General features: G+C 58.4%; 15 protein-coding genes. All 15 read left to right on the top strand.

The window, feature by feature from the left end; genetic code table 11:
* Positions 1-25 precede the first annotated feature (25 nt).
* The 15 genes from rseP (at position 26) to cadA (ending at position 21,557) form a co-directional block, all read left to right on the top strand.
* Entirely contained in the window at positions 26-1,381 is a 1,356-nt protein-coding gene (gene rseP, locus QDT79_RS23615) for a sigma E protease regulator RseP (RefSeq protein ID WP_004931952.1), read from the top strand.
* 35 nt (positions 1,382-1,416) lie between these two features.
* Positions 1,417-3,843: an outer membrane protein assembly factor BamA gene (gene bamA / locus QDT79_RS23610; RefSeq protein ID WP_063990766.1), complete on the top strand. Its 2,427-nt coding sequence runs from the start codon at positions 1,417-1,419 to the stop codon at positions 3,841-3,843.
* 156 nt (positions 3,844-3,999) lie between these two features.
* The gene (gene skp, locus QDT79_RS23605) at positions 4,000-4,497 is read left to right on the top strand and encodes a molecular chaperone Skp (RefSeq protein WP_025304031.1); all 498 of its coding nucleotides are present in this window, start codon (positions 4,000-4,002) and stop codon (positions 4,495-4,497) included.
* 3 nt (positions 4,498-4,500) lie between these two features.
* Positions 4,501-5,523, top strand: a complete 1,023-nt coding sequence (gene lpxD, locus QDT79_RS23600) for a UDP-3-O-(3-hydroxymyristoyl)glucosamine N-acyltransferase (protein ID WP_025304030.1) — start codon at positions 4,501-4,503, stop codon at positions 5,521-5,523.
* 160 nt (positions 5,524-5,683) lie between these two features.
* Positions 5,684-6,139: a 3-hydroxyacyl-ACP dehydratase FabZ gene (fabZ, locus tag QDT79_RS23595; protein ID WP_004931962.1), complete on the top strand. Its 456-nt coding sequence runs from the start codon at positions 5,684-5,686 to the stop codon at positions 6,137-6,139.
* A gap of 3 nt (positions 6,140-6,142) precedes the next feature.
* Positions 6,143-6,931, top strand: coding sequence for an acyl-ACP--UDP-N-acetylglucosamine O-acyltransferase (lpxA, locus tag QDT79_RS23590; protein WP_004931964.1), 789 nt, complete (start codon positions 6,143-6,145; stop codon positions 6,929-6,931).
* A 3-nt stretch (positions 6,932-6,934) separates the two neighbouring features.
* Positions 6,935-8,083, top strand: a complete 1,149-nt coding sequence (gene lpxB / locus QDT79_RS23585; protein WP_038878789.1) for a lipid-A-disaccharide synthase — start codon at positions 6,935-6,937, stop codon at positions 8,081-8,083.
* Positions 8,080-8,673, top strand: coding sequence for a ribonuclease HII (rnhB, locus tag QDT79_RS23580; RefSeq protein WP_033654126.1), 594 nt, complete (start codon positions 8,080-8,082; stop codon positions 8,671-8,673). The genes lpxB and rnhB overlap by 4 nt, the downstream gene beginning before the upstream one ends.
* 82 nt (positions 8,674-8,755) lie before the next feature.
* On the top strand, positions 8,756-12,244 hold the full coding sequence (gene dnaE / locus QDT79_RS23575; protein ID WP_308317140.1) for a DNA polymerase III subunit alpha: 3,489 nt from the start codon (positions 8,756-8,758) through the stop codon (positions 12,242-12,244).
* A gap of 12 nt (positions 12,245-12,256) precedes the next feature.
* Positions 12,257-13,216: an acetyl-CoA carboxylase carboxyl transferase subunit alpha gene (gene accA, locus QDT79_RS23570; protein ID WP_019455765.1), complete on the top strand. Its 960-nt coding sequence runs from the start codon at positions 12,257-12,259 to the stop codon at positions 13,214-13,216.
* A gap of 111 nt (positions 13,217-13,327) precedes the next feature.
* Positions 13,328-15,472, top strand: coding sequence for a lysine decarboxylase LdcC (locus QDT79_RS23565; RefSeq protein WP_063990770.1), 2,145 nt, complete (start codon positions 13,328-13,330; stop codon positions 15,470-15,472).
* A 105-nt stretch (positions 15,473-15,577) separates the two neighbouring features.
* A complete protein-coding gene (locus tag QDT79_RS23560; protein ID WP_063990771.1) occupies positions 15,578-15,967 on the top strand; it encodes a VOC family protein in 390 nt (129 codons plus the stop codon).
* An 89-nt stretch (positions 15,968-16,056) separates the two neighbouring features.
* Positions 16,057-17,610: a lysine decarboxylation/transport transcriptional activator CadC gene (cadC, locus tag QDT79_RS23555; protein WP_308317139.1), complete on the top strand. Its 1,554-nt coding sequence runs from the start codon at positions 16,057-16,059 to the stop codon at positions 17,608-17,610.
* Positions 17,611-17,979: 369 nt separating this feature from the next.
* Positions 17,980-19,323 carry a cadaverine/lysine antiporter gene (gene cadB / locus QDT79_RS23550; RefSeq protein WP_033635727.1) on the top strand — a complete coding sequence of 448 codons (1,344 nt, stop codon included), beginning with the start codon at positions 17,980-17,982 and terminating at the stop codon, positions 19,321-19,323.
* Positions 19,324-19,418: 95 nt separating this feature from the next.
* The gene (gene cadA / locus QDT79_RS23545; RefSeq protein WP_038878804.1) at positions 19,419-21,557 is read left to right on the top strand and encodes a lysine decarboxylase CadA; all 2,139 of its coding nucleotides are present in this window, start codon (positions 19,419-19,421) and stop codon (positions 21,555-21,557) included.
* Positions 21,558-21,584 lie beyond the last annotated feature (27 nt).

The raw sequence follows: 21,584 nt of genomic DNA, 5'->3' as shown, positions 1-21,584 counted from the left end.
CGTCGATGACGGAAAGTGAGGGATGATGGTCAGCGTGCTTTGGAACCTGGTGGCGTTTCTGATTGCGCTCGGTATTTTGATTACCGTGCACGAGTTCGGACACTTTTGGGTTGCCCGTCGTTGCGGCGTGCGCGTTGAACGCTTCTCCATCGGCTTTGGCCGGGCGCTGTGGCGCCGTACCGATCGCCAGGGCACCGAGTACGTCATCGCTTTGATTCCGCTCGGCGGCTACGTGAAGATGCTGGACGAGCGCGTGGAGTCGGTGGCGCCGGAAATGCGTCACCAGGCCTTCAACAACAAAACCGTCTGGCAGCGCGCGGCCATCATCAGCGCCGGCCCCATCGCCAATTTCCTGTTTGCTATCCTTGCCTATTGGCTGGTGTTCATCATCGGTGTGCCGAGTTTCCGCCCGGTGATCGGCGAAATCGCGCCGCAATCCATCGCCGCCAAGGCTGAAATTTCGTCTGGCATGGAACTAAAGTCGGTTGACGGCATCGAAACGCCTGATTGGGAATCAGTTCGTCTGGCGCTGGTGGCGAAGATTGGCGATGCGCAAACCGAAGTCGGCGTCGCGCCGTTCGGTTCTTCGCAGGTGGTGACAAAAACCCTGGATTTGCGCCAGTGGAACTTTGAACCGGACAAGCAGGATCCCGTTGTCGCGCTGGGCATTATGCCGCGCGGCCCGCAGATAGAATCCGTGTTGGCGGAAGTGCAGCCTAACTCGGCGGCGCAAAAGGCGGGTTTACAAGCGGGGGACAGGATCGTTAAAGTCGATGGTCAGCCGTTGGGTCGTTGGCAGACGCTGGTGAAGCGTATCCACGATGGCCCGGGGCAGCCGCTGGCTTTGGAGATTGAAAGAAACGGCGCCCCCTTGTCTTTGACGCTGATACCGGATACAAAGCCGGTGGGAAAAGACAAATCGGTGGGTTTTGCAGGCATCATTCCAAAAGTGCTGCCGCTGCCGGACGAGTATAAGACGATTCGCCAGTATGGACCGTTCCCGGCGCTGTATCAGGCCGGCGACAAGACCTGGCAGCTGATGCGGCTGACGGTCAACATGCTGGGCAAATTAATAACCGGTGATGTAAAGCTGAACAACCTGAGTGGCCCGATCTCGATTGCACAGGGAGCTGGGGCGTCAGCCGGAGTCGGGTTCGTGTATTATCTGATGTTCCTGGCGTTGATTAGCGTCAACCTGGGTATCATCAACCTGTTCCCATTACCGGTGTTAGATGGTGGGCATCTCCTCTTCCTGGCGATAGAAAAGCTGAAGGGTGGGCCGGTTTCCGAGCGAGTACAGGACTACAGCTACCGCATAGGTTCTATCGTGCTGGTGTTGTTGATGGGTCTTGCACTTTTCAATGATTTTTCCCGCCTCTAGGGGCGGGGATAGGTTAGGAAGAACGCATAACAACGATGGCGATGAAAAAGTTGCTCATAGCGTCGCTGCTGTTTGGCAGCGCCACCGTATACGGTGCAGACGGGTTCGTAGTGAAAGATATTCATTTCGAAGGCCTGCAGCGAGTCGCCGTCGGTGCGGCGTTACTCAACATGCCGGTTCGCGTCGGCGATACCGTCACTGACGATGACATCAGTAATACCATTCGTGCCTTGTTTGCCACCGGCAACTTCGAGGACGTGCGCGTACTGCGCGATGGTAATACCTTGATCGTGCAGGTGAAGGAACGTCCTACCATCGCCAGCATCACTTTCTCCGGCAATAAGTCGGTGAAAGATGACATGCTCAAGCAGAACCTGGAAGCCTCCGGCGTCCGGGTGGGCGAGGCGCTCGACCGCACCACGATCTCCAGCATTGAAAAAGGGCTGGAAGACTTCTACTACAGCGTCGGTAAATACAGCGCCTCGGTGAAAGCCGTAGTCACGCCGCTGCCACGCAACCGTGTCGACCTGAAACTGGTGTTCACGGAAGGGGTCTCCGCCAAGATTCAACAAATCAACATCGTCGGCAACCATGCCTTCACCAACGACGAACTGATCTCGCGCTTCCAACTGCGTGACGAAGTGCCGTGGTGGAACCTGGTCGGCGATCGCAAATACCAGAAGCAGAAACTGGCGGGCGATCTCGAAACCCTGCGCAGCTTCTATCTGGATCGCGGCTATGCCCGCTTCAACATCGATTCTACTCAGGTGAGCCTGACGCCGGATAAAAAAGGCATCTACATCACCATCAACATCACCGAAGGCGATCAGTACAAGCTTTCCGATGTTGTCGTGAACGGCAACCTGGCCGGCCACTCGGCGGAAGTCGCTCAGATCACCAAAATCGAACCGGGCGAGCTGTACAACGGCAGCAAGGTGACCAAAATGGAAGACAACATCAAAACGATGTTGGGCCGTTATGGTTACGCCTACCCGCGCGTCGGCACTCAGCCTGAGATCAACGATGCGGATAAAACCGTCAAGCTGCACGTCAACGTTGACGCGGGCAACCGCTTCTACGTGCGTCGCATCAAGTTCGAAGGCAACGACACCAGCAAAGATTCCGTACTGCGTCGTGAAATGCGCCAGATGGAAGGCGCCTGGCTCGGCAACGAGCAGGTCGAGCAGGGCAAAGAGCGTCTGAACCGTCTGGGCTACTTCGAAACGGTTGACGTGGAAACCCAGCGCGTGCCGGGCACCGCCGATCAGGTCGACGTGACCTACAAGGTGAAAGAGCGCAACACCGGTACCTTCAACTTCGGCGTCGGTTACGGCACCGAGAGCGGCGTCAGCTTCCAGGCGGGCGTGCAGCAGGATAACTGGTTGGGTACCGGCTACTCGGTCGGCATCAGCGGCACCAAGAACGACTACCAGACCTATACCGAACTGTCGGTCACCAACCCGTACTTCACCGTTGATGGTGTGAGCCTGGGCGGCCGCATCTTCTACAACGACTTTAAGGCGGATGACGCGGATCTGTCGGACTATACCAACAAGAGTTACGGTATCGACGGCACGCTGGGCTTCCCGATCAACGAGAACAACTCGTTGCGTACCGGTCTGGGCTACGTCCACAACGGCCTGTCGAACATGCAGCCGCAGATCGCCATGTGGCGTTACCTCGACTCGATGGGCGTGGATGCGAACAAGACCGACCGCGCCAGCTACTCGACGGACGACTTTACGCTGAACCTGGGTTGGACCTACAACAACCTGGACCGCGGCTACTTCCCGACGTCGGGTAACCGCACCACGTTGAACGGCAAGGTCACCATTCCGGGCTCGGACAACGAATACTACAAGGTGACGCTGGACAGCGTGCAATATGTGCCGATCAACGACGATCGCACCTGGGTGCTGTTGGGCCGTGGCCGTCTGGGTTACGCGGATGGATTGGGCGGCAAGGAAATGCCGTTCTACGAGAACTTCTACGCCGGTGGTTCGAGCACCGTGCGCGGCTTCCAGTCCAACACCATTGGTCCGAAGGCGGTGTACTACAACTCCAACTCGTACCAGTGCCAGTTCAACGCCGGCAGCACGACCGATCGTCAGAGCATCTGTAGCTCGGATGACGCGGTGGGCGGTAACGCCATGGCGGTCGCCAGCCTGGAGCTGATCACCCCGACGCCGTTCATCAGCGAGAAATACGCCAACTCGGTGCGGACGTCGCTGTTCATCGATGCCGGTACCGTGTGGGATACCAAGTGGAAAAATACCAACGAAACGCTGATGTACGGTGTGCCGGACTACAGCAAGGCCAGTAATATTCGTTCTTCCGCCGGTATCGCGCTGCAGTGGATGTCGCCGCTGGGGCCGTTGGTGTTCTCTTACGCCAACCCGATCAAGAAATACGAAGGCGACAAATCCGAACAGTTCCAGTTTAACATCGGTAAGACCTGGTAACGGGTCTCGCCTCTGGGCATAAAAGTTATTAAGAATCGCAATGGCCAGGCGACCGCCGGCAGAGGGAGATGATTCTCATTGTTTGGTGGGATAAGTCTGGCAAATTGTGTACTTCAGTGTCATATGACACAAATGGGTGATGGTAAGGAGTTTATAGTGAAAAAGTGGTTGTGTGCCGCAGGCCTCGGTTTAGCAATGGCTGCTTCAGCTGGTGTTCAGGCAGCAGATAAGATCGCTGTCGTTAACGTCTCCAGCATTTTCCAACAGCTGCCGGCCCGCGAAACGGTCGCTAAACAGCTGGAAAACGAGTTTAAAGGCCGTGCAAGCGAACTCCAGAATATGGAACGTAGCCTGCAGACCAAAATGCAACGTCTGCAGCGTGACGGCGCTACCATGAAAGCCAGCGATCGCAGCAAGTTGGAAAAAGACGTGATGGCGCAGCGCGAGCAGTTCTCTCAGAAAGCCCAGGCTTTCGAGCAGGACAACCGTCGTCGCCAGATGGAAGAGCGTAACAAGATCCTGAGCCGTATTCAGGACGCGGTGAAATCTGTCGCCAGCAAAGGCGGTTATGACGTGGTGATCGACGCCAACGCCGTTGCCTATGCAGACTCTTCCAAAGATATCACTGCTGACGTGCTGAAACAGGTTAAATAACACATGCTTTCAATTCGACTGGCTGATTTAGCGCAGCAGTTGGATGCACAATTGCACGGTGATGGCGATCTCGTCATCACCGGCATTGCTTCTATGCATTCGGCACAGCCTGGCCAAATCACGTTTTTGTCAAACAGCCGCTATCAAGAGCAGCTGTCTTCCTGCCAGGCAAGCGCCGTGGTGCTTACCGAAGCGGATTTACCACACTGCCGTGCTGCGGCGCTGGTGGTTAAGAACCCTTACCTGACCTACGCGCGCATGGCGCAGCTGATGGACACCACGCCGTCGCCGGCCCAGGATATCGCGCCAAGCGCGGTGATCTCGCCTGAAGCGCAGCTGGGGCAGAACGTCGCCATTGGGGCGAACGCGGTGATCGAGTCGGGTGCGGTGCTGGGCGATAACGTGGTTATCGGCCCGGGCTGCTTCATCGGCAAACACGCACGCATCGGCGCGGGAACGCGTCTGTGGGCGAACGTCACGATTTATCATGCGGTTGAAATCGGCCAGCGCTGCCTGATCCAGTCCGGCACCGTGATCGGCGCGGACGGTTTCGGCTATGCGAACGAGCGCGGCGAGTGGATCAAAATCCCTCAATTGGGCACGGTGATTATCGGCGATCGCGTCGAAATCGGCGCTTGCACCACCATCGACCGCGGCGCTTTGGATAACACCCAAATCGGGAATGGTGTTATCATCGACAACCAATGCCAGATTGCACATAACGTCGTGATTGGCGACAATACCGCCGTCGCCGGCGGTGTGATCATGGCCGGCAGCCTGAAAATCGGCCGCTACTGCCAGATTGGCGGTGCCAGCGTGATCAACGGTCACATGGAAATTGCCGACAAGGTTGTTGTTACCGGAATGGGAATGGTTATGCGACCAATCACCGAACCTGGGGTATACTCTTCGGGCATTCCGTTGCAGCCTAACAAGGTTTGGCGTAAAACCGCTGCGTTGGTGATGAATATCGATGAGATCAGCAAACGCTTGAAAGCTGTCGAACGTAAAGTCGGAAAAGACTAATCATTGCCGCCCGCCCTGGCGGGTACAAAACGAAACGCGTTGGTCGTGAGACCAAAAGCGCAAAGAGATGTTAATTTGCGGCCTGCATGATGATCTCCTTTTGGGGTCAGCGCAGGCCGTGTTGTTGATGCCATCAGTTTTTAGAGACAGGAAGAGTATTTTGACTACTGACACTCATACTCTGGATATTGCAGAAATTTTGGATCTGCTTCCTCACCGTTACCCGTTCTTGCTGGTCGACCGCGTCCTCGAGTTTGAAGAGCACAAATATCTGCGTGCGGTGAAGAACGTATCGGTGAACGAACCGTTTTTCCAGGGCCACTTCCCTGGCAAACCGATTTTCCCAGGCGTATTGATCCTGGAAGCCATGGCGCAGGCCACCGGTATCCTGGCGTTTAAAAGCGTCGGCAAACTGGAGCCGGGCGAGCTGTATTACTTCGCCGGTATCGACGAAGCACGCTTCAAGCGCCCTGTGGTGCCAGGCGATCAGATGGTCATGGAAGTCACCTTCGAGAAAACTCGCCGCGGCCTGACTCGCTTCAAAGGCGTGGCGACCGTTGACGGTAAAATTGTCTGCGAAGCAACCATGATGTGTGCCCGCAGCCGGGAGGCTTAATCCGTGATTGACCAAACCGCCTTTATCCATCCTAGCGCGATAGTCGAAGAAGGCGCCGTGATCGGCGCCAACGTGCATATCGGCCCTTTCTGCTACGTCGGCTCCCAGGTGGAAATCGGCGCCGGCACGGTGCTGAAATCCCACGTGGTGGTGAACGGCATTACCAAGATTGGCTGCGATAACCAGATTTATCAGTTCGCCTCCATCGGTGAAGTGAACCAGGATCTGAAATACGCGGGCGAACCGACGCGCGTTGAAGTGGGCGATCGCAATCGCATCCGCGAAAGCGTCACCATCCACCGCGGTACCGCGCAGGGCACCGGCCTGACCAAAGTGGGCAACGACAACCTGCTGATGGTCAACGTGCACGTCGCCCACGACTGCGTGGTCGGCAACGCTTGCGTGCTGGCCAACAACGCCACGCTGGCGGGGCATGTGGAAATCGACGATCACGCCATCATCGGCGGCATGACGGCGATCCACCAGTTCTGCATTATCGGTGCGCATGTGATGGTAGGCGGTTGTTCCGGTGTCGCTCAGGACGTGCCTCCATTCGTCATCGCTCAGGGCAACCACGCGACGCCGTTTGGCGTCAACGCGGTCGGCCTGAAGCGCCGCGGTTTTGACAAGGATGAAATGCAGGCGATCCGCAATGCCTACAAAATCCTGTATCGCAGCGAAAAAACGCTGGATGAAGCGAAGGCGGAAATCGAAGCCCTGGCCAAAGAGCAACCGGTGGTGCAGCAGTACCTCGATTTCTTCACCCGTTCCACCCGCGGCATCATTCGCTGAGTTATGTCGAATCGTCCATTGACTATCGGGTTGGTCGCCGGGGAAACCTCCGGTGACATTCTCGGCGCCGGTTTGATCCGCGCGCTCAAGGCGCAGATCCCCGACGCGCGTTTCGTTGGCGTCGCCGGCCCGCTGATGCAGGCCGAAGGCTGCGAAGCCTGGTACGAAATGGAAGAGCTGGCGGTCATGGGCGTGGTGGAAGTGCTCGAGCGCTTGCCACGCCTGTTGAAGATCCGCAAGGATCTCACTCGCCGCTTCGGCGAGCTGCGGCCGGACGTGTTTGTCGGCATCGATGCGCCGGACTTCAACATCACGCTGGAAGGCCGCCTCAAGCAGCGCGGCATCCGCACCATCCACTACGTCAGCCCTTCCGTGTGGGCCTGGCGGCAAAAGCGCGTTTTCAAAATTGGCAAAGCCACCGATCTGGTGCTGGCCTTTCTCCCTTTCGAAAAAGCGTTTTACGATCGCTTCAACGTACCTTGCCGGTTTATCGGCCACACCATGGCGGACGCCATGCCGCTGCAGCCCGATCGGCTGGCGGCGCGCGCTCAGCTTGGCATCGCTCCGCAGGCGCGCTGTTTGGCCTTGCTGCCGGGCAGCCGCGGCGCCGAAGTCGAGATGCTGAGCGCCGACTTCCTCAAAACCGCGCAGTTGCTGCGCACCCGTTATCCTGAGCTGGAAGTGGTGGTGCCGCTGGTCAACGCCAAACGGCGCGAGCAGTTTGAGCGCATCAAGGCGGAAGTCGCGCCGGATCTGACCGTACACCTGCTGAACGGTCAGGGGCGCGAGGCGATGATCGCCAGCGACGCGGCTCTGCTGGCGTCCGGCACGGCGGCGCTGGAGTGCATGCTGGCCAAGTGCCCGATGGTGGTGGGCTATCGCATGAAGCCGTTCACTTTCTGGCTGGCGCAGAAGCTGGTGAAAACGCCTTACGTTTCGCTGCCGAACCTGCTGGCGGGGCGTGAGATCGTTACCGAGCTGCTGCAGCATGACTGCGTGCCGGACAAACTGGCCGCCGCCGTGATGCCGCTGCTGGAAGAGAGCCCGGAAACCGAAGCGCTGAAACAAACTTTTCTTACCTTGCACCAAAGCATCCGTTGCGGTGCGGACGAACAGGCCGCTCAGGCTGTGTTGGAGCTGGCGAAAGCATGATTGAACCCTTTATCTATCCCGCTGCCACGCTGATTGCCGGTGTGGACGAAGTGGGCCGCGGCCCGTTGGTCGGCGCGGTGGTCACCGCCGCCGTGATCCTCGATCCGGCGCAGCCGATCGTCGGGCTGGCGGATTCCAAGAAACTCAGTGAAAAACGCCGTCTGGCGCTGTATGACGAAATCGTCGCCAAGGCGCTCTCCTGGAGCCTGGGGCGCGCCGAACCGGCGGAAATCGACCAACTGAACATTTTGCACGCCACCATGCTGGCGATGCAGCGCGCGGTGGCCGGGTTGCATATCGCGCCGGACATGGTTTTAATCGACGGTAATCGTTGCCCGAAGCTGCCGATGCGTTCGCAGGCGGTGGTGAAAGGCGACAGCCGCGTGGCGGAGATCAGCGCGGCGTCCATTCTGGCGAAGGTCACGCGCGATCGCGAAATGGCCGAGCTGGACAGCGAGTTCCCGGACTACGGTTTCGCGCAGCATAAAGGCTACCCGACCGCCCTCCACCTGGAGCGGCTGGCCGCGCTGGGCGCCACCGAGCACCACCGCCGCAGCTTCGCGCCGGTGAAAAGGGCGCTGGCGCTGTAGTCTGCGGGCCTGGTTGACCAGGCCCGACGAGAGCATTAACCCGGGTTCAGCTTGCTGAGCCCCTTCAATCAGGTATCTGGAGATGGCCGAACCTCGTTTTATTCACCTGCGCGTCCACAGTGACTACTCCATGATTGATGGATTGGCCAAGACGGCGCCGTTGGTGAAAAGAGCCGCCGCGTTAGCCATGCCTGCTCTGGCAATCACCGATTTCACCAACCTGTGCGGGTTGGTGAAGTTCTACGGCAGCGCGCACGGCGCCGGGATCAAACCGATCATCGGCGCGGATTTCCATGTGCAAAGCGAAGAGCTGGGCGACGAGCTGGCCCAGTTGACGGTGCTGGCCAGCAACAACGAAGGCTACCAGAACCTGACGCTGCTGATTTCCCGCGCCTATCAGCGTGGCTACGGGGCCGCCGGCCCGACCATCGATCGCGACTGGCTGATTGAACATCGTGAAGGGCTGATTCTGCTCTCCGGCGCGCGTCAGGGCGACGTCGGCAAGTTTCTGCTGCGCGGCAACCAGGCGCAGGTGGATCAGTGCCTGGACTTCTACCAGCAGCACTTCCCGGACTGTTACTACCTGGAACTGATTCGCACCGGCCGCCCGGACGAAGAGAACTACCTGCATGCTGCGGTGGCGCTGGCCACTGAGCGCGGTTTGCCGGTGGTGGCCACCAACGACGTGCGCTTCCTGGTGGAAGACGACTTCGACGCCCATGAAATTCGCGTCGCTATTCACGACGGCTTTACGCTGGACGATCCCAAGCGGCCGCGCAACTACAGCCCGCAACAATACATGCGCAGCGAAGACGAGATGTGCGATCTGTTCGCCGACATCCCGGAAGCGCTGCTGAACAGCGTCGAGATTGCCAAGCGCTGCAACGTCACCATTCGCCTCGGCGAATACTTCCTGCCGCAGTTCCCGACTGGCGATATGAGCACCGAGGACTTCCTGGTACTCAAATCGAAAGAGGGGCTGGAAGAGCGTCTCGAGTTCCTGTTCCCCGATCCTGAAGTGCGCGCGCAGCGCCGCCCGGAATACGACGAGCGTCTGGACGTTGAGCTGAAGGTGATCAACCAGATGGGGTTCCCCGGCTACTTCCTGATCGTGATGGAGTTTATCCAGTGGTCGAAGGACAACAACGTGCCGGTTGGCCCGGGGCGCGGCTCCGGTGCCGGTTCGCTGGTGGCCTATGCGTTGAAAATCACCGACCTCGATCCGTTGGAGTTCGACCTGCTGTTCGAACGCTTCCTGAACCCGGAACGTGTTTCGATGCCCGACTTCGACGTCGATTTCTGCATGGAGAAGCGCGACCAGGTAATTGAGCACGTGGCGGAGATGTACGGCCGCGAAGCGGTATCGCAGATCATCACCTTCGGGACCATGGCGGCGAAAGCGGTTATCCGCGACGTAGGCCGGGTGTTGGGGCACCCGTATGGCTTTGTCGATCGTATCTCAAAACTGGTGCCGCCGGATCCGGGCATGACGCTGGAGAAAGCCTTCGCCGCCGAACCGCAGCTGCCGGAAATTTACGAGGCCGACGAAGAGGTCAAGGCGCTGATCGACATGGCGCGCAAGCTGGAAGGGGTGACGCGCAACGCCGGTAAACACGCCGGGGGCGTGGTAATCGCGCCGACCAAGATCACCGACTTCGCGCCGCTGTACTGCGACGCCGAAGGGCACCATCCGGTGACCCAGTTCGACAAGAACGACGTGGAATACGCCGGGCTGGTGAAGTTCGACTTCCTCGGTCTGCGCACCCTGACCATCATCGACTGGGCGCTGGAGATGATCAACGCCCGGCGCGCGAAGACCGGGCTGGAGCCGATCGACATCGCCGCCATTCCGCTCGACGACAAGAAAAGCTTCGATATGCTGCAGCGCTCGGAAACCACGGCGGTATTCCAGCTTGAATCGCGCGGCATGAAAGACCTGATCAAACGTCTGAAGCCCGACTGCTTCGAAGACATGATCGCACTGGTGGCGCTGTTCCGTCCGGGGCCGCTGCAGTCGGGCATGGTGGATAACTTCATCGACCGCAAGCACGGCCGCGAAGAGATCTCCTACCCGGATATCCAGTGGCAGCACGAGTCGCTCAAACCGGTGCTGGAACCGACCTACGGCATCATCCTGTATCAGGAACAGGTGATGCAGATTGCCCAGGTGCTGGCCGGCTACACCCTGGGCGGCGCGGATATGCTGCGTCGTGCAATGGGTAAAAAGAACCCGGTCGAAATGGCCAAGCAGCGCGGCGGCTTTGAAGACGGCGCGAAATCGCGCGGCATCGACGGCGAACTGTCGGTGAAAATCTTCGACCTGGTGGAGAAATTCGCCGGTTACGGCTTCAACAAATCGCACTCTGCCGCCTATGCGCTGGTCTCTTACCAGACGCTGTGGCTGAAGGCGCACTACCCGGCCGAGTTTATGGCGGCGGTGATGACCGCCGATATGGACAACACCGACAAAGTGGTGGGGCTGGTGGACGAATGCTGGCGCATGGGGCTGAAGATCCTGCCGCCGGACATCAACAGCGGCCTGTATCACTTCCACGTCAACGACGACGGCGAGATCGTTTACGGCATCGGCGCCATCAAGGGCGTGGGGGAAGGGCCGATCGAAGCCATCATCGAGGCGCGCAACAGCGGCGAACAGGGTTACTTCAAAGACCTGTTCGATCTCTGCGCACGCTCCGACATCAAGAAATTGAACCGCCGCATTCTGGAAAAACTGATCATGTCCGGGGCGTTCGATCGCCTCGGGCCGCACCGCGCCGCGTTGATGAATTCGCTCGGCGACGCGTTGAAAGCGGCGGATCAGCATGCCAAAGCCGAAGCGATCGGCCAGGTGGACATGTTCGGCGTGCTGGCGGAAGCGCCGGAGCAGGTAGAGCAATCCTACGCCAACGTCCCCCCGTGGCAGGAGCAGGTGGTGCTGGACGGTGAGCGGGAGACGCTGGGGTTATATCTGACCGGCCACCCGATCACCCAGTACCTGAAGGAGATCGAACGTTACGCCGGTGGCCAGCGTTTGAAAGACATGCACCCGACGGACCGGGGCAAAATGACCACCGCCGTCGGGTTGGTGGTCGCCGCGCGGGTGATGGTGACCAAGCGCGGCAACCGTATCGGCATCTGTACATTGGATGACCGTTCGGGTCGCCTGGAAGTGATGTTATTCACCGAAGCGTTAGAAAAATACCAGCATTTGTTGGAAAAAGACCGTATCCTTATCGCCAGTGGACAGGTCAGCTTTGATGACTTTAGCGGTGGGCTTAAAATGATGGCCCGCGAGGTAATGGACATCAGTGAAGCCCGGGAAAAATACGCTCGCGGGCTTGCTATCTCGCTGACTGACAGGCAAATTGATGACCAGCTTTTGAACCGTCTCCGCCAGTCGTTGGAACCCCATCGATCGGGGACGATTCCAGTGCATCTCTACTATCAACGGGAAGATGCGCGAGCCAAGCTGCGTTTTGGCGCAACCTGGCGCGTGACGCCCACCGACCGCTTGTTGATCGACTTGCGGACGTTGGTAGGCAATGAGCAGGTGGACTTGGAATTTGACTAAAATAGGAATGCTATGAGTCTGAATTTTCTTGATTTTGAACAGCCGATTGCAGAGCTGGAAGCGAAAATTGACTCGCTGACTGCAGTCAGCCGTCAAGACGAAAAATTAGATATTAATCTGGACGAAGAGGTTCAGCGCCTGCGTGAAAAGAGCGTTGAGCTGACGCGCAAGATTTTTGCCGATCTTGGGGCCTGGCAGATTGCCCAATTGGCACGCCACCCGCGCCGTCCTTATACCCTGGATTATATCAAACACATCTTTACCGACTTCGAAGAGTTGGCGGGCGATCGCGCTTACGCCGACGACAAAGCGATCGTCGGCGGCATTGCGCGCCTGGATGGCCGCCCGGTGATGATCATCGGGCACCAGAAAGGCCGTGAAACCAAAGAGAAGATCCGCCGCAACTTCGGCATGCCGGCGCCGGAAGGCTACCGCAAGGCGCTGCGCCTGATGGAAATGGCCGCCCGCTTCAAGATGCCGCTTATCACCTTTATCGATACCCCGGGCGCTTATCCGGGCGTGGGCGCGGAAGAGCGCGGCCAGTCCGAAGCCATCGCGCGCAACCTGCGTGAGATGTCGCGTCTGAACATCCCGGTCATCTGCACCGTCATCGGCGAAGGCGGCTCCGGCGGCGCGCTGGCGATCGGCGTGGGCGATAAGGTGAACATGCTGCAGTACAGCACCTACTCGGTGATTTCGCCGGAAGGCTGTGCCTCCATCCTGTGGAAGAGCGCCGACAAGGCGCCGCTGGCCGCCGAAGCGATGGGCATTACCGCGCCGCGTTTGAAAGAGCTGAAGCTGATCGATTCGGTGATCCCGGAGCCGCTGGGTTCCGCGCACCGCGACGTGCCGGCGATGGCCGCCGCGCTGAAAGCGCAGCTGCTGGCCGATCTGAAAGATCTGGACGGTCTGAACGACGAAGAGTTGCTCAACCGTCGCTACCAGCGTCTGATGAACTACGGCTACTGCTGAGTTCTGTGCTTCGCTGCAAGAAACCGCCTCCGGGCGGTTTTTTTTTGGCTACACACCGCCGGATTTTCGTGGTGTTATAGAGACTTGGCCGTTAACTGACAGGAGCTGCCGATGAATATCATCGCCATCATGGGCCCGACGGGCGTCTACTACAAAGATGAGCCGATCCGCGAGCTCCACGCTGCGCTGGCCGCCATGGGATTCCAGCTGGTGTACCCCAAAAACAGCGGTGACCTGCTGAAGCTGGTCGAAGCCAATGCCCGCATTTGCGGGGTGATCTTCGACTGGGACGACTACAGCCTGGAGCTGTGCAGCGAGATCAACGACCTGAACGAATACCTGCCGCTGTACGCCTTTATCAATACTCACTCCACTTTCGACGTCAGCCTGCATGAAATGCGCATGGTGCTCTATTTCTTCGAGTATGGCCTGAATGCGGCGGACGATATCGCGCAGCGCATCCAGCAATACACTGCGGAATACATCGACACCATTACGCCGCCGCTGACCAAGGCACTGTTCAACTATGTGCGCGAAGGGAAGTACACCTTCTGCACGCCGGGCCATATGGCCGGCACCGCGTTCCAAAAAAGCCCGGTGGGCTGCCTGTTCTATGACTTCTTCGGCGCCAATACCCTGAAGGCCGACATCTCGATTTCGGTCACCGAGCTCGGTTCGTTGCTGGATCACACCGGGCCGCACCTGGAGGCCGAAGAGTATATCGCGCGTACTTTCAACGCCGAGCAGAGCTATCTGGTCACCAACGGCACCTCCACCGCCAACAAGATCGTCGGCATGTATTCGGCGCCGGCCGGCAGCACGGTGCTGATCGACCGCAACTGCCACAAATCGCTGTGCCACCTGCTGATGATGAGCGATATCGTGCCGATCTATCTGCGCCCACTGCGCAACGCCTATGGCATCCTCGGCGGCATTCCGCAGGGCGAGTTCACCCGCGAAAGCATCGCCGCCCGGGTGCAGGAGACCGAGAATGCCACCTGGCCGGTGCATGCGGTGATCACCAATTCCACCTATGACGGCCTGCTGTACAACACCGACTACATCAAGCAGACGCTGGAGGTGCCGTCGATCCACTTCGACTCCGCCTGGGTGCCTTACACCAACTTCCATCCAATTTACGACGGCAAAAGCGGCATGAGCGGCGAGCGGGTGCCCGGTAAGGTTTTCTACGAAACCCAGTCGACGCACAAGCTGTTGGCGGCCTTCTCGCAGGCTTCGATGATTCATATCAAGGGCGACTACGACGAAAGCACCTTCAACGAAGCCTACATGATGCACACCACCACCTCGCCGCACTATGGCATCGTGGCATCGATGGAGACCGCCGCTGCCATGCTGCGCGGCAACCCGGGGCGCCGCTTGATCAACCGCTCGGTGGAGCGCGCGCTGCATTTTCGCCGTGAAGTGCAGCGGCTGCGCGAGGAGAGCGACAGTTGGTTCTTCGACATTTGGCAGCCGGAAGAGATCGATGAGGCGCAATGTTGGCCATTGGATCCTGACGACAACTGGCACGGCTTCGGTCAGACCGATCGCGATCACATGTACCTCGATCCGATCAAGGTGACGATCCTGACGCCGGGCATGAACGAGCTGGGCACGCTGGAGGAGGAGGGGATCCCGGCGGCGCTGGTGGCGAAGTACCTCGACGAGCGCGGCATCGTGGTGGAGAAGACCGGGCCGTACAACCTGTTGTTCCTGTTCAGCATCGGCATCGATAAAACCAAGGCGATGAGCCTGCTGCGCGGCCTGACCGACTTCAAGCGCGCCTACGATCTCAACCTGCGGGTGAAGAACATGCTGCCGGATCTGTACGCCGAGGATCCGGATTTCTATCGCAACATGCGCATTCAGGATCTGGCCGCCGGCATTCATCGCCTGATCTGCCAGCATGATCTGCCGCGCCTGATGCAGCGGGCGTTTGATGTGCTGCCGGAAATGAAGCTGACGCCGCACCAGATGTTCCAGGAGCAGGTGCGCGGCAACGTGGAAACCTGCGAGCTGGATCAGCTGGTGGGCAAGGTGGCGGCCAATATGATCCTGCCGTATCCGCCGGGCGTGCCGCTGGTGATGCCGGGGGAAATGATCACCGAAGAGAGCCGTGCGGTGCTCGATTTTCTGCTGATGCTGTGCTCGATCGGCGAGCGCTATCCCGGTTTTGAAACCGACATCCACGGCGCCAAGCTGACGGAAGAGGGGCGCTATCTGGTGAAGGTGTTGAAAGCCCCGCAGCCGTAATGCATAACACGCCCGGCGGTTTGGAAAGATATGCCGGGCGTTCTCATTGACGTTATCGCCGCCGCCGGATACCTTGCCTCATCAGACCGAACAGGAGCGGCCGTCATGCTGGCGTTACATCAGGTACACCATATCGCGATCATTGGCGCGGACTACGCCGCCAGTAAGCATTTTTACTGCGACATTCTCGGATTTACCCTGCTGAGCGAAGTCTACCGCGAGGAGCGCGGCTCCTGGAAAGCGGATCTGGCGCTCAACGGGCAATACACTATCGAGCTGTTTTCTTTCCCTTCGCCGCCGGCCCGCGTCAGCCGCCCGGAGGCCTGCGGCCTGCGCCATCTGGCGTTCAGCGTCGACGACATCGAACAGGCCATCGCCCATCTGCAGGCGGCCGGCGTCGCCTGCGAACCGGTACGCGTCGATCCTTACACCCAATCCCGTTTTACCTTTTTCAGCGATCCCGATGGTTTACCGTTAGAATTATACGAGAGTTAACGGCTTAATCGCCTCCCGGCGGCCACAGCCGGGGGCGGTTATGCTATGATCGCGCCCTTGCCCTACATGCCTACAGAGTTATTTCCGCCATGCAAGAGCCTGCTTTTCGCGTCGGGGAGTGGCTGGTTACCCCTGCCGACAACACCATCAGCCGCGACGGACGCCAAAAAACGCTGGAACCGCGCCTGATCGACATGCTGTGCTATTTCGCCCGCCATCCCGACGTGGTGCTGAGCCGCGACGAGCTGATCGACAACGTCTGGAAGCGCAATATCGTCACCAACCATGTGGTGACCCAATGTATTTCAGAGCTGCGCAAATACCTGAAAGACGGTGACAGCGACAGCCCGGAATACATTATCACCGTGCCCAAGCGTGGGTATAAGCTGGCGACGTCGGTGATCTGGTGTGAAGAGGGGGAGACGCAACCCGCTCCCGCACAGGCGCCGCAGATCGCGGTGATCATGCATGAACCGGAAGACGGCAGTGACGACGACGAGACGCCGTACGTGCCGCCGCGCCGGGCAAGTGCGCCGGTTGCCGCGCCTGACGAAAAGAAGCCGCGTTTTTATCGCCGCTCGACCTTCTGGGTTTGGCTGGCGTTTCTGGCGGCGCTCAGCGTCTGCGTGGCGTTTGTCGGCATCGCCACGCTGTCGCAGCGCGTGCCGGTATCCACCATGCCGGTGCTGCTCAACCCGCGCGACATCGATATCCGCATCCAGGGCGGCGAGAGCTGCAGCAACTGGATGCCGCAGCTCTCTTATGTGGTAGGCGTCAGCGAGCTGATCACCGATTCGTTGAACACCTATTCGACCTTCCTGGTGCACGATCAGACCAACTACAACTATTCCGGCCCCAGCAACTCGGGCAAGTCGCTGTATATCGAGTTCGTCAATCAGCGCCACTACCGTGCCCAGCAGTGTTTCCTGTCCGTGCGGCTGGTGGATAACGCCGACAGCTCAGTCATGCTCGACAAGCGTTACTTCATTACCGCCGATAACCAGCTGAAGATCCAGACCGATTTCCTCTCCAGCCTGTCCGCTGCGCTGAAGCAGCCCTGGCCGCCACAGCTGGAGCAGCGTCTGGCGCAGCTGCTGCCCGACAACGGGCCGTTGCTGCAGCGTTTCTACCAGGCGCATCAATTGCTGATCCACGGCGACGCCGATTCGTTGACCCGCGCCAGCGCCCAGCTGAGCGAGCTGATTAAAAGCGCGCCGAACTTCCACTACTTACTGGCGGAAAAAGCGTTGGTGGACCTGCTGCGTAATTCTTATCAACCGTTCGACAGCCAGGCCTTGATGCAATTGCGCGCCGATATCCGCCATCTGGCGACGATCCCGGAATTGAAAAACACACCAATCATGCAGCAAGTTCTGACGGTGGATGCATTGACGCAGGGGCGCATTGACGAGGCGCACCGGGCTATCGATCTGGGGATTGAGTTGCAAATGTCGTGGCTGAATTATGTGCTGCTGGGCAAGGTGTATGAAATGCAGGGGCAGAACCATTTGGCGGCGGATTCTTATATTACCGCATTTAATCTTCGCCCCGGCGAAGACACATTGCATTGGATCACCAATGGCGTATTCCAGACGTCATTGACCAACGTGGTGCCTTATTTAAATAACTATCAGCGCCAATAATTAATCGAGACCATGCCGCCATTATTCTACCGGGATCATGGCGGCGTTATTTATTGGTGAAGGTATGTTGCATGAATGTATTATTTTGCTGCGCGATATTATTTCTTTTTTGCCGTTTGTTATTCGTTTTTAACTTTTCCATCTCGTTGTTTTAAAATGATGTTTATCTTTTCTTTAGCTTACCTTTTTATCTTGACGTGTTAATGAAAAACCTCAGGTTATCATTTGTATGATCATGAGCGTAATCTCACTTTATCTTTAGGACTTTATTCCCCCCGATGGTTAGCATCCTGACTATCAAGCCGGCTCATTAAAATCTTTTATTTATGGGTGTGGCTTATAAGAAACGTAAATCAGGAGAAACTGACCATGGCTTCACCCAAGAAAATAGGGCTTATTGCCTGCACCGGCGTCGTCGCCGGTAATATGATGGGGAGCGGGATTGCCTTATTGCCCGCCAACCTGGCGAGTCTCGGATCTATCGCCATCTGGGGATGGGTGATCTCGATTATCGGGGCGATGTCGCTGGCCTATGTGTATGCCCGCCTCGCCACCAAAAACCCGCAGCAGGGCGGCCCTATCGCCTACGCGGGCGAAATTTCCCCGGCCTTCGGTTTCCAGACCGGCGTGCTTTATTACCATGCCAACTGGATCGGTAACCTGGCCATCGGCATTACCGCCGTTTCTTATCTCTCCACCTTCTTCCCGGCGCTGAACAACCCGGTACCTGCCGGCATCGCCTGTATCGCCATCGTGTGGATCTTCACCTTCGTCAACATGCTGGGCGGAACCTGGGTCAGCCGTTTGACCACCCTGGGCCTGGTGCTGGTGCTGATCCCGGTGATCGTGACCGCGACCCTCGGCTGGCACTGGTTTGACGCCGCCACCTATCAGGCTAACTGGAATACCTCCGGCACCACCGACAGCCATGCAGTGATCAAAAGTATCCTGCTGTGCCTGTGGGCATTCATCGGCGTGGAATCCGCGGCGGTCAGCACCGGCATGGTGAAAAATCCGAAACGCACCGTGCCGCTGGCAACCATGCTCGGCACCGGCCTGGCGGGCATCATCTACATCGCCGCCACCCAGGTGATCAGTGGTATGTTCCCGGCGTCTGAAATGGCCGCCAGCGGCGCGCCGTTCGCTATCAGCGCCTCGGCGATTATGGGCAACTGGGCTGCACCGATGGTTTCCGCCTTCACCGCCTTCGCCTGCCTGACGTCGCTGGGTTCATGGATGATGCTGGTCGGCCAGGCCGGGGTACGCGCCGCCAACGACGGCAACTTCCCGAAAGTGTACGGCGAGCTGGATAAAAACGGCATTCCGAAGAAAGGTCTGCTGCTGGCCGGCTGCAAAATGACCGCGCTGATGGTGCTGATCACCCTGATGAGCTCCGCCGGCGGCAAAGCGTCCGACCTGTTCGGCGAACTGACCGGTATCGCGGTGCTGCTGACCATGCTGCCTTACTTCTACTCCTGCGTAGACCTGATCCGCTTCGAAGGGGTCAACGTGCGCAACCTGCTGAGCCTGATCGCTTCGGTGTGCGGCTGCGGCTTCTGCTTCATCGCGCTGATGGGCGCCAACTCATTCGAACTGTCCGGCACCTTTATCATCAGCCTGATTATCCTGATGTTCTACGCCCGGAAAATGAATACCCGCCAGGCTGCCAACGCAGCGGCGGTCGATGAAAACACCACGGCCAAAGCGCACTGATTCGCGTCCGCTGACCGACTGAATTTACCCAGCCCCTTTCTTTCCGACCTGTCAGCCGCGACGGGAAGGGGCTTGCTTTGCCAGGAGAAATGCATATGAACGTTATCGCCATCATGAATCACATGGGTGTCTACTTCAAAGAAGAGCCTATCCGTGAACTGCATCAGGCGCTGGAAAGTCTGGATTTCCGCATCGTTTACCCTAACGATCGCGAAGACCTGTTGAAACTGATCGAGAACAACGCCCGTCTGTGCGGGGTGATCTTCGACTGGGACAAATACAACCTGGAGCTGTGCGAAGAGATCAGCCAGTTGAACGAATACATGCCGCTGTACGCGTTCGCCAACACCTATTCGACGCTGGACGTCAGCCTGAACGATCTGCGTATGCAGGTGCGCTTCTTCGAATATGCGCTCGGCGCGGCAACCGACATCGCCGCCAAGATCAAACAGAATACCGACGAGTATATCGACACCATCCTGCCGCCGTTGACCAAGGCGCTGTTCAAATACGTGCGTGAAGGCAAATACACCTTCTGTACGCCGGGCCACATGGGCGGCACCGCGTTCCAGAAAAGCCCGGTGGGCAGCCTGTTTTACGATTTCTTCGGCCCGAACACCATGAAGTCGGATATCTCGATCTCGGTGTCCGAACTGGGATCGTTGCTCGATCACTCCGGCCCGCACAAAGAGGCGGAAGAGTACATTTCCCGCGTGTTCAACGCCGAACGCAGCTACATGGTCACCAACGGCACCTCTACCGCCAACAAGATCGTCGGCATGTATTCGGCGCCGGCGGGCAGCACGGTGCTGATTGACCGTAACTGCCACAAGTCGCTGACTCACCTGATGATGATGAGCGACATCACGCCGATCTACTTCCGCCCGACCCGCAACGCCTACGGCATCCTCGGCGGCATTCCGCAGAGCGAGTTCCAGCGTGCCACCATCGCCAAACGCGTGAAGGACACCCCGAACGCCACCTGGCCGGTGCACGCGGTGATCACCAACTCCACCTATGACGGCCTGCTGTACAACACCGACTTTATCAAGAACACCCTGGACGTGAAGTCTATCCACTTCGATTCCGCCTGGGTGCCTTACACCAACTTCCATCCGATCTATAAAGGCAAGTGCGGCATGAGCGGCGGCCGCGTGGAGGGCAAGGTAATCTATGAAACCCAGTCCACCCACAAACTGCTGGCGGCCTTCTCGCAGGCTTCGATGATTCATGTGAAGGGCGACATCAACGAAGAAACCTTCAATGAAGCCTACATGATGCACACCACCACCTCGCCGCACTACGGCATCGTGGCATCGACCGAAACTGCTGCGGCGATGATGAAAGGCAATGCCGGCAAGCGGCTGATCAACGGCTCTATCGAGCGCGCGATCAAGTTCCGCAAAGAGATCAAACGCCTGAAAGTCGAGTCCGACGGCTGGTTCTTCGACGTCTGGCAGCCGGAGCATATCGATGAGCCGGAATGCTGGCCGCTGCGCTCCGACAGCGCCTGGCACGGTTTCAAGAACATCGACAATGAACACATGTACCTCGATCCGATCAAGGTCACCATTCTGACGCCGGGGATGAGCAAAGAAGGCGAGATGCAACCGTTCGGCATCCCGGCCAGCATCGTGGCGAAATACCTCGACGAACGCGGCATCATCGTCGAGAAAACCGGGCCGTACAATCTGCTGTTCCTGTTCAGCATCGGCATCGACAAAACCAAGGCGCTCAGCCTGCTGCGCGCGATGACCGACTTCAAACGCTCGTTCGATCTGAACCTGCGGGTGAAAAACATGCTGCCTTCGCTGTATCAGGAAGCGCCTGATTTCTATGAAAACATGCGCATTCAGGATCTGGCGCAGAACATTCACCGCCTGGTGGAGCAACACAACCTGCCGGATCTGATGTACCGCGCGTTCGAAGTGCTGCCAACCATGGTGATGAACCCGTATCAGGCGTTCCAGAAAGAGCTGCACGGCGAAGTGGAAGAAGTCTATCTGGAAGAGATGGTCGGCAAGGTCAATGCCAATATGATCCTCCCATACCCACCGGGCGTGCCGCTGGTGATGCCGGGCGAAATGCTGACCGAGGAGAGCCGGCCGGTGCTGGAGTTCCTGCAGATGCTGTGCGAAATCGGCGCGCATTATCCGGGCTTTGAAACCGACATTCACGGCGCCTATCGTCAGGCGGACGGACGTTATCGGGTGAAAGTGCTGAAGGCGAAATAACCGCAGCCAATAACAGGGGAGGCGCTC

Source organism: Serratia marcescens (genome assembly GCF_029846115.1).
Taxonomy (GTDB): Bacteria; Pseudomonadota; Gammaproteobacteria; order Enterobacterales; family Enterobacteriaceae; genus Serratia; species Serratia marcescens_L.
The sequence above is the reverse complement of the archived record's forward strand: the minus strand, read 5'-3'. Positions and strand labels throughout refer to the sequence as shown.

Bases quoted from the DNA above. Each gene is read 5' to 3' on its own strand.
- rseP (WP_004931952.1), top strand. From the start codon at position 26: ATGGTCAGCGTGCTTTGGAACCTGGTGGCGTTTCTGATTGCGCTCGGT.
- bamA (WP_063990766.1), top strand. From the start codon at position 1,417: ATGGCGATGAAAAAGTTGCTCATAGCGTCGCTGCTGTTTGGCAGCGCC.
- lpxD (WP_025304030.1), top strand. From the start codon at position 4,501: ATGCTTTCAATTCGACTGGCTGATTTAGCGCAGCAGTTGGATGCACAA.
- lpxB (WP_038878789.1), top strand. From the start codon at position 6,935: ATGTCGAATCGTCCATTGACTATCGGGTTGGTCGCCGGGGAAACCTCC.
- rnhB (WP_033654126.1), top strand. From the start codon at position 8,080: ATGATTGAACCCTTTATCTATCCCGCTGCCACGCTGATTGCCGGTGTG.
- dnaE (WP_308317140.1), top strand. From the start codon at position 8,756: ATGGCCGAACCTCGTTTTATTCACCTGCGCGTCCACAGTGACTACTCC.
- accA (WP_019455765.1), top strand. From the start codon at position 12,257: ATGAGTCTGAATTTTCTTGATTTTGAACAGCCGATTGCAGAGCTGGAA.
- QDT79_RS23565 (WP_063990770.1), top strand. From the start codon at position 13,328: ATGAATATCATCGCCATCATGGGCCCGACGGGCGTCTACTACAAAGAT.
- QDT79_RS23560 (WP_063990771.1), top strand. From the start codon at position 15,578: ATGCTGGCGTTACATCAGGTACACCATATCGCGATCATTGGCGCGGAC.
- cadC (WP_308317139.1), top strand. From the start codon at position 16,057: ATGCAAGAGCCTGCTTTTCGCGTCGGGGAGTGGCTGGTTACCCCTGCC.
- cadB (WP_033635727.1), top strand. From the start codon at position 17,980: ATGGCTTCACCCAAGAAAATAGGGCTTATTGCCTGCACCGGCGTCGTC.
- cadA (WP_038878804.1), top strand. From the start codon at position 19,419: ATGAACGTTATCGCCATCATGAATCACATGGGTGTCTACTTCAAAGAA.